The following is a 12,329-nucleotide window of genomic DNA, read 5'->3' as shown; positions in this document are numbered from 1 at the left end:
CCGTATGGGCTGCTGTGACAGTAAAACCCCATTCTACAATATGAAAAGATGACGGGTGTTCAGGGCCGTGGCTGAAACAGCGGCGCGCTGCAGTCGGCAAAGCGCATCCAGCGGTCGTCCAGGCGCAATTCGAATGGGCGGTAGCGCACCTTGTAGCGCATCTTGTCTGACTGCTCGATCCAGTAGCCCAGATAGACATGGCGGCGGCGCGTGCGACGTGCCAGCTCGATCTGCCAGAGTATGGCGTAGCTGCCATAGGAGGCACCGGCATCGGACTCGTAAAAGGTGTAGACGGCCGAGAGGGCGTTTGGCGTAACGTCGATGATGGAGACGATCTTGAGTTCGCCATACAGCCGGAATTCGACCAGCATGCTCTCCAGCGGGCTTTCGAGCAGGAAGTTGCGATAGTCTTCGGGCGTGTTGTCGTCCATGCCGCCCCCATTGTGGCGCGCGTGCTGGTAGCGGCGGTACAGGTCGTAGTGTTCGTCGGTGTAGGCCAGTGGCAGCAGTTCGGTGGTCAGGTCGCCGTGCTGGCGCAGGGCGCGCCGCTGGCTGCGATCAGGCCGGAAGGCCTGCACCGGAATGCGCATGGGGACGCAGGCATGGCATTCGTGGCAGGCCGTGCGGTAGGTGGTGACGCCGCTGCGGCGAAAACCCTGTTCCAGCAGTGCATCGTAGCTCCAGGAATCGACTTTCTGGATCGGAACCACCACTTGCGATCGTGCCTCTTGTCCGGGCAGGTAGCCACATGCATAGCTGGCGGTGGAGCGCAGCTGAAACAGGTGTTGTTGCAAGGAATGCGGGCTGTGATCGGACATGCTGTCATGGTAGCGCATGTCATGGATTGGTGGTAATCAGGTTTTCCATGACGTATGATGCTGGCGCAAGAATAGGCCCTGCATAGGAGATTCGTTGTGCATACCTGGACCGACGCCATTGGCGCAGAAAAACAGCAGCCGTATTTCACCGATCTGTGGGCGCGCGTGCGCCAGGCGCGGCAGCAGGGTGCCACCATTTATCCGCCGACTGATGAGGTGTTCAGCGCGTTTTCGCTGACGCCGTTCGAGTCCGTGAAGGTGGTGATCCTGGGGCAGGATCCCTACCACGGGCCAGGTCAGGCGCACGGGCTGGCGTTTTCGGTCAAGCCCGGCATTGGCGTTCCACCATCGCTGCAAAACATCTACAAGGAGCTGGCGAACGATATTCCCGGCTTTGTCATGCCGCAGCACGGCTTTCTGCAGCACTGGGCCGAGCAGGGCGTGTTGCTGCTGAACACGGTGCTGACGGTGCAGGCCGGGCAGGCACATTCCCATGCGAGCTGGGGATGGGAGACGTTTACCGACCGCGTGGTGGAGCAGCTGAACCAGGGCCGTGATGGACTGGTGTTCCTGCTCTGGGGCAGCCATGCGCAGCGCAAGGGCGCCATGATAGACCGGCAGCGCCATCTGGTGCTCAAGGCGCCGCATCCGTCACCGCTGTCGGCCTACCGCGGCTTCTTTGGTTGCGGGCATTTTTCGAAGGCAAATGCCTGGTTGCAACAGCATGAACAGGCGCCGGTGGACTGGCAGGTGTGAGACTCTGTGTTACGCGAAGAATGCGTTGCAAGCTATTGATATTACAAGATATGCTCGACTTCATGTAAAACATGAGGTGCAAGCCCGGTGCTTGTCATATCATGTGAATCATGACATCACATATCTGATGTATCTACATGATATTCATCAATATTTAGGCCAAGTAACTGCCAATCATGCCGTTCCGACTGCCAATGCATGGCCGGCAGTTGTTGCTGGCGCCGGATGGAGCGGATAAAGTCTGCGCGCGGGATCGGGCTGGCGCCCAGACTGGCCAGATGCGGTGTCTCTTGCTGGCAGTCGATCATCTCCACACCATGGCGCAGGCACAGGCCGACCAGCGCTGCCAAGGCGATCTTGCTGGCATCGGGCACGCGCGTGAACATGCTTTCGCCATACACGGCGCGGCCCAGCGCCACGCCGTAGAGACCGCCCACCAGCCGGCTATCGATCCAGGTTTCCACGCTGTGTGCCAGGCCGCGTGCATGCAGTTCGCCGTAGGCGGCACGGATATCGTCGGTGATCCAGGTGCCGCCCTGGTCGGTGCGCGGACCGGCGCAGGCCAGCATTACCTCGTCAAAGCAGCTGTCGATACGGATCTCGCAGCCGGGAGTCTGTATGAAGCGTTGCAGCGTCTTGCGCAGCGACTTGTGCAGGCGGAAGCTCCCGGGGCGCAGCACCATGCGCGGATCAGTACTCCACCACAGGATCGGCTGGTCGTCGCTATACCAAGGGAAGATGCCATGGGCGTAGGCCTGCTCCAGCGTATCGGCATCGAGCACGCCGCCGGCAGCGAGCAGGCCGGGGAAAGGGGTGTTGTCGTCCAGCGCCTGCGCGGGAGGCGGGAAGGGCTGGTGCGGGTCTAGCCAGGGAATGGTGAATTGGGAGGCGGGCATCGTGATTTCCTGTTGCCTGTCATCTTAAGGCTGGCAAGGCTTGTGTTAGGCTGGATCAGCTTCCCTATCCCCATCCCTGCCTTTCAGGAGTCACGCTTATGAGCCATCCAGTGCACACGACCATTGACGGACTGGTCCAGCGACCCAGCCCGCTCTCTGCCCGGCAAACCGCCGACCGGGTCGAATCGCTGGTCCGGGAGCGCGGCCTGACGGTGTTTGCGCGTATCGACCATGCAGCGGGTGCGGAGGCGGCTGGGTTGGCGCTGCGACCGACCGAGCTGTTCATTGTTGGCAATGCCATGGGCGGTACGCCACTGATGGTCAGCGCGCAGACTGCTGCTATCGATCTGCCGTTGAAGATCCTGGTCTGGGAAGACGAAGCAGGGCAGGTATGGCTGGGCTACAACGATCCGGTCTGGATCGCGCAGCGCCATGGCGCGGCCGACAGCCCGGTGGGCCTGAAGCTGCGCGCCGTGCTGCAGCAACTGGCCGAAGCAGCCGTCCAGCAGACTTGAGGCAGGCAAGCCGAAAGCTGAAATGCCGTTTTCTCGCAAGCAGGGCAGACGAAGCCGTGGCAGCTGACTAAACGGCTGGCCGGACAGCGCAGTTGCTGTACCGCGGCATCATCCTGCGTACGTTGCCCAAGGTGCAGCCCCGCCAGACAGCTCGCCTCAACCCTGCGTCCGGTAGAACTGGACTGGCACTTCCATCGTCGCGCGGTCTGCGGCCGGTACCACGCCACGCTTCTTGATGTGCGGCTGCAGCTTGCCCATGACGTGCATCTCGCAAGGCTTGCAGTCGAACTTGAGCGTATAGGTCTCGTCTTCGTGCGTGATGGTGAGCGGTTCGGCGCGCACCTGGCCTTGCACGCCTTTCACGCCCTTGGCTTGCTTCGGGCACATGCTGAGCGAGTAGCGCACGCAGTGCTTGGTGATCATGAGCGGCACTTCGCCTTCTTCCTCGTGCGCTTCGTAGGCTGAGGCAATCACCTGCACGCCATGCCTGGCATAAAAATCACGCGCCTGGTGGTTGAAGACGTTGGCCAGATAGGTCAGGGTGTCTTCCGGGAACTGAGCCGGTGGCTCGACTGGTGTGGCGCGTTGCGGGCGCTCGTAGCCCTGCAGGCGCGCTTCGTCGAGTGCCTCGATGGCGGCGCGACGCAACGCATTCAGCTGGGAGGCCGGGATGAACCAGGGCTGGGCCGTGGCCACATCGACCGATACGGCCTGGTAGCAGGTGGCGCCGAGTTTGGCCAGATGCTCTTCGAGTGCCTGCTGGCCACGGGCCAAATCGCGTGCCGGCTCCTTGCTGCAGGCCAACGTGGCGCTGCCGGCATGGCCTTCGGCATCAATCAGCTGCAGCTGCACGCCGTCATCCGTATCTTCCAGCCGGATCCAGACGGCGATGCGACGCTCGGCGCTCGGGCGCTCCAGCGTGCGCACCCAGTCCATGTCACGGTTGCGGTTGATGATGGTGTCGGCGCGCAGGTCACGCAGGCTGGTGATCGGATCCTTGGGGAAGACGCGCCAGTGGCCGGCCTGGCCCAATGGCTCGGCACGGTTGATCTGCAGGCCAACCAGGTTGTTGCGCAGGTCGTGGTAGCACAAGCCATCGCCGTTGTGCAGCACGCTGGCGGTGTCGTCGGTGATCAGGTCCACGCTGTCGGGGTTGACCTTGCGCACGTAGCCAATCGGGCGGCCCGGGTTTTTCGGGCTGTCAAAGGCGCCGATGGTCTGCTGGCGGCCATGGGTGAAGTAGTCGGTGCTGCCGCGGTTGAAGTTCTGCGCCGGATCGGGCGTGAAGCCGAAGCTGCACTGGCCGCTGCTGCCCGGCGCCAGTTCGGGGCGCTGTTCCAGGATCGCATCGAGCAGGCTGCGGTAGTGGGCGGTGATGTTCTTCACATAGCCCATGTCCTTGTAGCGGCCCTCGATCTTGAAGCTGCGGATGCCGGCGTCGATCAGCGCTTCCAGGTTGGCGCTCTGGTCGTTGTCCTTCATGGACAGCACGTGCTTGTCCTTGGCGACGATGCGGTTCTGGCTGTCGGTGACTTGCCAGGGCAGGCGGCAGGCCTGGCTGCAGTCACCACGGTTGGCGCTGCGACCGGTGCTGGCATGGCTGATATAGCACTGGCCGCTGTAGGCCACGCACAGTGCGCCGTGGATGAAGTGCTCCAGATTGCAGCGCACCGGGTCGGTAGCGGCGCGGATGGCGGCGATCTGCTCCAGATCGAGTTCGCGCGCCAGCACGATCTGGCTGAAGCCGACGTCCTGCAGGAAGCGTGCCTTTTCCGGCGTGCGGATATCGGTCTGCGTGCTGGCATGCAGCTGGATCGGCGGCAGGTCGATCTGCAGCAGGCCCATGTCCTGGATGATCAGGGCATCGATACCGGCCTCGTAGAGCTGCCAGATCTGCCGGCGCACCGGCTCCAGCTCATCATCGCGCAGGATGGTGTTCTGCGTGACGAAGATGCGGGCATGGTAGCGGTGGGCAAACTCGGCCAGTCGCGCAATGTCCTGCACGCTGTTGGCGGCGTTGACGCGCGCACCATAGGCTGGCCCGCCGATATAGACGGCATCGGCGCCGTGGCGGATGGCCTCGATGCCGATGTCGGCGTCGCGGGCGGGGCTGAGCAGTTCAATCTGGTGCGGGAGCATGGCAGAATCGGGTGCGGAAAAAATGTCAAAGGGCGAACCGCCATGGTAGCGGTTCGCCCGGAAAATACCAGTGCTGGCGCGCGTTTACTGGATGCGTGCCTTGCTGATCAGGTCTTGCTGCATGGCTTCGACCTTGTCCTGCTGCAGCTTCTCGGCCAGCATGGCCTTGACCTGCTCGAACGGCGGGATGTTCTGTGCCGGACGCGCATCGTCCTGGCGGATGATGTGGTAGCCAAACTGGGTCTTCACCGGCTTGCTGACTTCGCCTTTCTTCAGTGCCTGCAGGGCGGCCGAGAACTCGGGCACGTAGGCCGCTGCCGGCGCCCAGTCCAGGTCGCCACCGAGTACGGCCGAGCCCATGTCCTTGGACTTGCTGCGTGCCAGGGTTTCGAAGTTGGCGCCCTTGGCCAGTTCGGCCAGCACGGCATTCGCTTCTTCCTCAGTGTCGAGCAGGATGTGGTGCGAGCGGTATTCCTGCTGGTCGCCGACGGCACGGTCGTATTCGGCCTTGATCTCGGCATCGGTCACCGGATGCTGCTTCAGGTGGTCTTCGGCCAGCAGGTTGACCAGGATGGCGTCACGCGCACTTTGCATGCGGGTGGCGAATTCAGGCGTCAGGTTCAGGCCACGCTGCTCGGCTGCCTGTATCAGCGCGGCATCCTCGATCAGCTGCTTGCGCACGTTGGCTTCCATTTCGGGCGGAATCGGCTGGCCGCTGCGGGCGGCTTCGGCACGCACCAGGTTCATCACGCCTTCGAACTTGGCGATCGGCACCGGCTTGCCATTGACGATGGCGATGTTCTGCGCCAGCACGGCAGTAGCGGTCACGGCCAGTGCGATGCCGGTCAGGGAATACAGGACTTTTTTCTTGATCATGGAGTGCTCGGGGGAAAGGGAATCAGTCTTTCAGGATGTCGATGGCGAGCGCGTGCAGGCCTGCCTCGATTTCTTGTTGCAGTGCATCATACACAAGGCGGTGGCAGGCCACGCGCGTCTTGCCGGTGAACACCGGGGCAGCGATGCGCACGCGGAAATGGGTGCCGTAGCCGAGGCCGTTGGCACCGGCGTGGCCGGCATGGTTGCCGGATTCGTCAATCACTTCCAGGCGCGTGGGTTGCAGGGCCTGCTCCAGCTTGTGTTGCAGCAGGTCGGCGGTTGGAATGGCGGCGGTGTTCATGAGGGTTCCTTGTCCTTCCAGTGGCGGGCAATGTACAGGCCCTGTCCGATCACGAACAGGATCGGGAAGACATAGCCCCAGAGCTTGAAATCGACCCATTGGGCAGTGGTGAAGTAGTGCGCGACGAGGCCGTTGATGGCGGCCATGAACAGGCAGTAGCCGATCCAGGCAATTGTCAGGCGATGCCAGACCGGCTGCGGCAGCACCATCTGCGAGCCGAGCAGGATCTGCAGCACGTTCTTGCGCATGCCCCACAGCGCGACCGCCAGGGCGATGGCCATGGCGGCGTAGAGCACGGTGGGCTTCCACTTGATGAAACGGTCATCGCGCAGGATCAGCGTGAGTGCACCAAACACCAGGATCAGCGCCAGTGTCGCTTTCTGCATGGTGTTGAGCTGGCGGTCCATGGCGTAGAGGATGGCCATCTGCACCACGGTGGCAGCCATCAGCACGGCGGTGGCCGTATAGATGTCGCCCAGCTTGTAGGCGGCAAAGAACAGGATGATCGGGATGAAGTCCAGCAGTTGTCTCATGGGCGGTGCGCAAAAGCGGCCGCATGCAGCGGCCAAACCACTATTCTCCCTGATTCAGGGATCATCCTGCAGACAAAAGGGTTACGGATGGTAGTCCGGATCAGTATCGTCGGGCTCGGCCGGCACGAAATCGAGCGAGGCCGAGTTGATGCAGAAACGGTCGCCGGTGGGCGCCGGGCCATCGGGGAAGACATGGCCCAGATGCGAGCCGCAGTTGCTGCACAGCACTTCCTCGCGGATCATGCCATGGCTGGTGTCGCGGCGGCTGACCACGGCATCAGCGCTGATCGGCTGGTAGTAGCTCGGCCAGCCACAGCCGGCATCGAACTTGGTCTGGCTGGCGAATAGCGGCTGGTCGCAGCAGATGCAGCGGTAGACGCCTTCGGCATAGTGGTCGGCGTAGACACCGGTAAAGGCGTGTTCGGTGGCGGCTTCACGCGTGACCTGGTAGGCGACCGGTTCGGCGTTCTTGCTGGCGAGTACTGCTTCCCATTCGATCGGGGTTTTCTTGACGGGGAAATCCATGGTTGCCTCCTTCGTGATGGTTTGTGCCAGTGTAGGACAAATGGCGGTGTGAATGTGTCAGACGGAGCCGCTCAGGACGAGCAGCTGATGGAGAGCTGGCTGGCCCAGTCCGGCGCCGGTTCGGCATAGGCGCTGCCATCCCAGCGCGTCTCATAAGGGTGGGTGCAGGCTTCGAGCAGGTCGCGCACGCCCTGGTCGTCGCCTTGTTCGGCGCGTTCGATGGCGAGCTGGCACAGGTGATTGCGCGGCACCACGGCCGGGTTGCTGCGCAGCATCTGCTGGCCGGCGTCGGGCAGGGCGTGCTGTTGCAGCAGGGTCTGGTAGCTGTCCAGCCAGGCTTGCAGGCCGGCACGGTCAGGCGTCAGCGCCAGCACGGCATCGAACTGGCCGGCACCGCCGTGCACTGCCAGCGAGAGCCGACGCCAGAAAGCGGTGACATCGATGCGGCCGGCCTGCATCAGCTGCTGCAGCTGCTGGCCCAGATCGCGCACCGGTGCATCGGCCTGCAGGCCCAGCTTGGCGGCCATGCGCTGCGCCAGGGCATCTGCATGCTGTTGTGCAAAACCGTCCAGCGCCTGCTTGGCCTGGTCCACCTCGCCAATCAGCGGCAGTAGCGCCTGGCCGAGCGCGTACAGGTTCCACAGCGCGACATCGGGCTGCTGCCCGTAGGCGTAGCGGCCATGGCTGTCGCTGTGGTTGCAGATATGGTTGGCATCGAAGCCGTCCATGAACTGGTAGGGGCCGTAGTCGATCGTCAGGCCGAGGATGCTCATGTTGTCGGTGTTCATCACGCCGTGGCAGAAGCCGATCGCCTGCCAGTCGGCCAGCAGGGTGGCGGTGCGGCGCGTGACTTCCTGGAGCAGCGCGGCATAGGGCGATCCAGCTGCCTGGCGGCATTCCGGATAGAAGGTATTGATCACGTAATCGGCCAGCTGGCGCAGTTCGGTATCCATCTGGCGTGCGGCAAAGTGCTCGAAATGGCCAAAGCGTACAAAGCTCGGGGCAAAGCGCGTGACGATGGCAGCCTGTTCCACGCGTTCGCGGTAGACCGGCAGTGGCGAGGCGCTCAGGCAGAGTGCGCGCGAGGTCGGGATACCCAGCGCTTGCATGGCTTCGGAGGCGATGAACTCGCGGATCGAGGAACGCAGCACGGCACGGCCATCGCCGCGGCGCGAGTAGGGCGTGAGGCCGCTGCCCTTGAGCTGGATTTCCTGCAGCTGGCCCTGGGCATCCGGCAGCGCGCCCAGCGTGAGCGCACGGCCATCGCCGAGCTGGCCGGCCCAGACGCCAAACTGGTGGCCGCTGTAGACGCTGGCCCAGGTCTGGCTGCCGGAAGGCAGGGCATTGCCGCTGAACAGCTGCAGCGCCTGCTCGCCCTGCAGCCAGGCTGGATTCAGGCCCAGGTCGGCAATCGCCTGCGGGCTGTGTGCGACCCAGCGCGGATCGGGCACCGGCACCGGTGGCAGCTTGCTGACAAAGGCATCGCCCAGGGCGGCCAGGCCGGGCTGCCACTGCGGTTCGTGCGGGAGGGAAGGGGAATCGGCTTGCATGGCCGCATTGTGCGGCAGACTGCAATTTCCTTGTGCCAGACGGGATTGTCGCCAAGGAAAATACGGCACAATGGAACAGGATAGCTATCGCTACATCATTACTACACACAAGGAGATTGCCCATGCTAGGCCAGATGCAGGTTCAGCAACTGCTGATTTCGTCCCTGATCGAGTTTGCTGCCGCCAACCACAGTGATACCGAGATCGTGTCGCGCCGCGTGGAAGGTGATATCCATCGCTACACCTGGGCCGATGCGGCATCGCGCTCGCGCCAGCTGGCGAATGCGCTGGACGCCCTGGGCCTCAGTAGCGATGCCCGCGTGGGCACGCTGGCCTGGAACGGCTACCGCCACCTGGAGCTGTACTACGGTGTCAGCGGTACCGGCCGCGTGGTGCACACCATCAACCCGCGCCTGCACCACGAGCAGATGGCCTGGATCGTCAACGACGCTGGCGATGAGGCCCTGTTCTTCGAGATCAACTTCCTGCACCTGGCGCAGCAGATCCGCCCGCTGTGCCCGGGCGTGAAGCACTGGGTCATGCTGTGTGATGACGAACACCTGCCGGCTGACCATGGCATTCCCGGCCTGGTCAGCTACGAAAGCCTGATCCGCCATCGCAACACCACCTACGACTGGCCCACGTTTGACGAGAACACCGCGGCCGGCCTGTGCTACACCAGCGGCACCACGGGCAATCCCAAGGGCGCGCTGTACTCCCACCGCTCCAACATCCTGCACGCCTACGCCGCCGTCATGCCCGACGCCATGTGCCTGAGCGCGCGCGACGTGGCGATGCCGGTGGTGCCGATGTTCCACGTCAACGCCTGGGGCACGCCCTACAGCATGGCCATGATCGGTTGCAAGGTGGTGTTCCCCGGCCCCAACCTCGATGGCAAGTCGCTGTATGAGCTGATCGATACCGAGAAGGTGACGTTTGCCGCCGGCGTGCCGACGATCTGGCAGATGCTGCTGATGCACGTGCAGATGAACAAGCTGGAATTCACGCACTTCAAGCGCACCGTGATTGGCGGTTCAGCCTGTCCGCCGGCCATGATCGATGCCTTCGAGCAGATGGGTGTCACCGTGATCCACGCCTGGGGCATGACCGAGTTGTCGCCGCTGGGCGCGCTGAGCACGCTCAAGGCCAAGCACGACCAGTTGCCGCTGACCGAGCAGAAGCGCCTGCTGGCCAAGCAGGGCCGCCCGATGTTTGGCGTCGAGCTCAAGATCGTCGATGCCGAAGGCCAGGCGCGCCCGCACGACGGTGTCGCCTATGGCAACCTGATGGCACGCGGCAACTGGGTGGTAGACCGCTACTATGGCTTTAAAGAGAGTGCCCTGAGTGAAGACGGCTGGTTCCATACCGGCGACGTGGCCACCATCGATGCCGATGGCTATATGCAGATCACCGACCGCAGCAAGGACGTCATCAAGTCCGGCGGCGAGTGGATCAGTTCCATCGATATCGAGAACATCGCCATGGGCCACCCGGCCGTGGCCATGGCCGCCTGCGTCGGCATGCCGCACCCCAAGTGGGACGAGCGTCCGGTGGTGGTGGTGGCACTCAAACCGGGCCAGCAGGCCACGCGCGAAGAGCTGCTGGCCTACTACGATGGCAAGATCGCCAAGTGGCAGACGCCGGATGACGTGGTGTTTGTCGACGAGATCCCGCTCGGCTCTACCGGCAAGATGCTGAAGAACAAGGTCCGTGATCTGCTGGGCGACTACAAGCTGCCCGATTTGCGCTAAACCCTGATCTTGCGGCTACTGCGGTAGTTTGGATAAGACAACGGCCATGCAGTCATTCACTGCATGGCCGTTGTCATTGGGGGCTGTCAGCGCGCTCAGTCGCGTCCCTTGCCATTCCCTTTGCCGTTGTTGCCCTTGCCCTGGTGGCCGCGCTCGCCATCGCGGCGATCCCAGCGGCGCTTGTCGTCATCGCGGTGCCAGCGGCGATCATCATCGCGATCTTTCAGGCGCACCGGCTGGCCGCGCGGATCCAGGTTGGCATTGCCGTTGTAGTACTTGCCTTTGCCGTAATGGCCATAGGCATTGCCGTTGTTCTTTTTCAGCGCCTTGGCGCGCGGGGAATTCGCGTTGACGAAATACACCGGGCGGTTGCAGCTCTTGTAGTCCTTGCAGTAACGTTTCCAGTCCTTGCGATGCGCATCTGGCACATACAGATAGACCGGCTGGTTGATATAGCCGGTACGCGTGATGATGCGCGGATCGTTGTAGTAGACCGGCGGGCTGACGCGGCTGTCACCCAGCACGATCTGGCCATAGACGCCGTGCGTCAGCGGGGCACCGACGGTGATGTTGTTGTACCAGGGGTTCACCGTGACGGTGGTCTGGGCCTGGGCACCCGTGGCAGCCAGCAGGGTGCCCATGCCGATGCCTGCAGCCAGCAGGATCTTGTGCGTGAGGCGGTTTGTCATGGGACTCTCCTTGTTCTGTCGTCCAGGACTGGACGGATGTGACTCTTCGCGCATTGTGCGCCCGGCACCGGTTGCCGGTGTATGTGCCTGTAACAAGAGAAAGCCAGCCCGGGGCACAAGGCTGGGGCTGGCTTACGCTTGCGGACACTTGTTACCAGTGTCCGCACAGGGCAGGGCGACGGATCAGCGCATGCCCATGCGGATGGCGCCGTCCAGGCGGATCACTTCGCCGTTGAGCATGTCGTTGTCCAGGATGTGCTTGACCAGCTTGGCGTAGTCATCCGGGCGGCCCAGACGGCTCGGGAAGGGTACGCTGGCAGCCAGAGAATCCTGCACTTCCTGCGGCATGCCGAACAGCATGGGCGTGCCCATGATGCCCGGGGCAATCGTCATGTTGCGCACGCCGTTGCGCGCCAGGTCACGTGCCACCGGCAGCGTCATGCCGATCACGCCGCCCTTGGACGAGGCGTAGGCGACCTGGCCGATCTGGCCTTCGTAGCCGGCAATGGAGGCGGTGGAGATCATCACGCCGCGCTCGCCGGTCGGCTCGGGGTCGTTCTTGCACATGGCCGTAGCGGCCAGGCGAATCATGTTGAAGGAGCCGATCAGGTTGACCGTGATCACTTTCTGGAACAGTTCCAGGCTGTGCGGGCCGTTCTTGCCCACGGTTTTTTCGGCCGGTGCGATGCCGGCGCAGTTCACCAGACCGACCAGCTTGCCCAGACCGGTGGCGGTATCGACCACTTTCTGGCCATCGGCCTCGTCCGCCACGTTGGCCTTGACGAACACGCCGCCCAGCTCGGCCGCCACGGCCTTGCCGCGCTCTTCATTCATGTCGGCGATGACGACCTTGCCGCCTTCGGCTGCCAGCATGCGAGCCGTGCCTTCACCCAGGCCCGATGCGCCACCCGTGACAATAAAAACCTTGCCCTTGATCTCCATGTTGTGCTCCTTGTGATTGACGTTTACGTAAAGGTAAT

13 protein-coding genes are annotated in these 12,329 nt (G+C 63.1%); 3 read left to right on the top strand and 10 right to left on the bottom strand.

The features are described 5' to 3' along the window. Window positions 1-59: 59 nt before the first annotated feature. Window positions 60-818 (bottom strand): arginyltransferase, encoded by a 759-nt coding sequence (locus V1261_RS10615; RefSeq protein ID WP_329771734.1) that lies wholly within the window; start codon window positions 816-818, stop codon window positions 60-62. Window positions 819-914: 96 nt separating this feature from the next. Between V1261_RS10615 and ung the strand changes: the two genes are divergently transcribed. Next, window positions 915-1,574: a uracil-DNA glycosylase gene (gene ung, locus V1261_RS10610; RefSeq protein ID WP_329771732.1), complete on the top strand. Its 660-nt coding sequence runs from the start codon at window positions 915-917 to the stop codon at window positions 1,572-1,574. Between the two features lie 116 nt (window positions 1,575-1,690). Here ung and aat read toward each other — a convergent pair whose 3' ends face one another. Continuing rightward, window positions 1,691-2,470, bottom strand: coding sequence for a leucyl/phenylalanyl-tRNA--protein transferase (gene aat, locus V1261_RS10605; protein WP_329771731.1), 780 nt, complete (start codon window positions 2,468-2,470; stop codon window positions 1,691-1,693). Between the two features lie 98 nt (window positions 2,471-2,568). Between aat and V1261_RS10600 the strand changes: the two genes are divergently transcribed. Then, window positions 2,569-2,985, top strand: a complete 417-nt coding sequence (locus V1261_RS10600; protein ID WP_329771730.1) for a DUF302 domain-containing protein — start codon at window positions 2,569-2,571, stop codon at window positions 2,983-2,985. A gap of 156 nt (window positions 2,986-3,141) precedes the next feature. On the opposite strand, the gene V1261_RS10595 is transcribed toward V1261_RS10600, so the two are convergent. From V1261_RS10595 to V1261_RS10570, 6 genes are all read right to left on the bottom strand, one after another. After that, complete coding sequence (locus V1261_RS10595; protein WP_329771728.1) at window positions 3,142-5,124, bottom strand: peptidase U32 family protein; 1,983 nt, start codon at window positions 5,122-5,124, stop codon at window positions 3,142-3,144. A gap of 84 nt (window positions 5,125-5,208) precedes the next feature. Next, entirely contained in the window at window positions 5,209-6,000 is a 792-nt protein-coding gene (locus tag V1261_RS10590; protein ID WP_329771726.1) for a peptidylprolyl isomerase, read from the bottom strand. A gap of 22 nt (window positions 6,001-6,022) precedes the next feature. Continuing rightward, on the bottom strand, window positions 6,023-6,301 hold the full coding sequence (locus tag V1261_RS10585; protein ID WP_329771725.1) for a BolA family protein: 279 nt from the start codon (window positions 6,299-6,301) through the stop codon (window positions 6,023-6,025). Continuing rightward, a complete protein-coding gene (locus V1261_RS10580) occupies window positions 6,298-6,834 on the bottom strand; it encodes a septation protein A (protein WP_329771724.1) in 537 nt (178 codons plus the stop codon). The genes V1261_RS10585 and V1261_RS10580 overlap by 4 nt, the downstream gene beginning before the upstream one ends. Before the next feature lie 81 nt (window positions 6,835-6,915). Continuing rightward, the gene (gene msrB, locus V1261_RS10575) at window positions 6,916-7,359 is read right to left on the bottom strand and encodes a peptide-methionine (R)-S-oxide reductase MsrB (RefSeq protein WP_329771722.1); all 444 of its coding nucleotides are present in this window, start codon (window positions 7,357-7,359) and stop codon (window positions 6,916-6,918) included. A gap of 71 nt (window positions 7,360-7,430) precedes the next feature. Beyond that, window positions 7,431-8,909: a protein adenylyltransferase SelO gene (locus V1261_RS10570; RefSeq protein ID WP_329771721.1), complete on the bottom strand. Its 1,479-nt coding sequence runs from the start codon at window positions 8,907-8,909 to the stop codon at window positions 7,431-7,433. Between the two features lie 122 nt (window positions 8,910-9,031). Here V1261_RS10570 and V1261_RS10565 point away from each other — a divergent pair, with 122 nt between their 5' ends. Next, window positions 9,032-10,660, top strand: coding sequence for a 3-(methylthio)propionyl-CoA ligase (locus V1261_RS10565; RefSeq protein ID WP_329771719.1), 1,629 nt, complete (start codon window positions 9,032-9,034; stop codon window positions 10,658-10,660). A 95-nt stretch (window positions 10,661-10,755) separates the two neighbouring features. On the opposite strand, the gene V1261_RS10560 is transcribed toward V1261_RS10565, so the two are convergent. After that, on the bottom strand, window positions 10,756-11,349 hold the full coding sequence (locus V1261_RS10560) for a hypothetical protein (RefSeq protein WP_329771718.1): 594 nt from the start codon (window positions 11,347-11,349) through the stop codon (window positions 10,756-10,758). Between the two features lie 183 nt (window positions 11,350-11,532). Then, window positions 11,533-12,291, bottom strand: coding sequence for a 3-hydroxyacyl-CoA dehydrogenase (locus tag V1261_RS10555; protein WP_329771717.1), 759 nt, complete (start codon window positions 12,289-12,291; stop codon window positions 11,533-11,535). Window positions 12,292-12,329 lie beyond the last annotated feature (38 nt).

Origin of the sequence: Brachymonas sp. J145 (genome assembly GCF_036312245.1) — a bacterium.
Lineage (GTDB): Bacteria > Pseudomonadota > Gammaproteobacteria > Burkholderiales > Burkholderiaceae_C > Brachymonas > Brachymonas wangyanguii.
The sequence above is the reverse complement of the archived record's forward strand: the minus strand, read 5'-3'. Positions and strand labels throughout refer to the sequence as shown.

Excerpts from the sequence above, each read along its gene's own strand:
- V1261_RS10600 (WP_329771730.1), top strand. The coding sequence starts at position 2,569 with ATGAGCCATCCAGTGCACACGACCATTGACGGACTGGTCCAGCGACCC.
- V1261_RS10555 (WP_329771717.1), bottom strand. The coding sequence starts at position 12,291 with ATGGAGATCAAGGGCAAGGTTTTTATTGTCACGGGTGGCGCATCGGGC.
- aat (WP_329771731.1), bottom strand. The coding sequence starts at position 2,470 with ATGCCCGCCTCCCAATTCACCATTCCCTGGCTAGACCCGCACCAGCCC.
- V1261_RS10570 (WP_329771721.1), bottom strand. The coding sequence starts at position 8,909 with ATGCAAGCCGATTCCCCTTCCCTCCCGCACGAACCGCAGTGGCAGCCC.
- V1261_RS10615 (WP_329771734.1), bottom strand. The coding sequence starts at position 818 with ATGTCCGATCACAGCCCGCATTCCTTGCAACAACACCTGTTTCAGCTG.
- V1261_RS10585 (WP_329771725.1), bottom strand. The coding sequence starts at position 6,301 with ATGAACACCGCCGCCATTCCAACCGCCGACCTGCTGCAACACAAGCTG.
- V1261_RS10580 (WP_329771724.1), bottom strand. The coding sequence starts at position 6,834 with ATGAGACAACTGCTGGACTTCATCCCGATCATCCTGTTCTTTGCCGCC.
- msrB (WP_329771722.1), bottom strand. The coding sequence starts at position 7,359 with ATGGATTTCCCCGTCAAGAAAACCCCGATCGAATGGGAAGCAGTACTC.
- V1261_RS10565 (WP_329771719.1), top strand. The coding sequence starts at position 9,032 with ATGCTAGGCCAGATGCAGGTTCAGCAACTGCTGATTTCGTCCCTGATC.
- V1261_RS10560 (WP_329771718.1), bottom strand. The coding sequence starts at position 11,349 with ATGACAAACCGCCTCACGCACAAGATCCTGCTGGCTGCAGGCATCGGC.
- V1261_RS10590 (WP_329771726.1), bottom strand. The coding sequence starts at position 6,000 with ATGATCAAGAAAAAAGTCCTGTATTCCCTGACCGGCATCGCACTGGCC.
- V1261_RS10595 (WP_329771728.1), bottom strand. The coding sequence starts at position 5,124 with ATGCTCCCGCACCAGATTGAACTGCTCAGCCCCGCCCGCGACGCCGAC.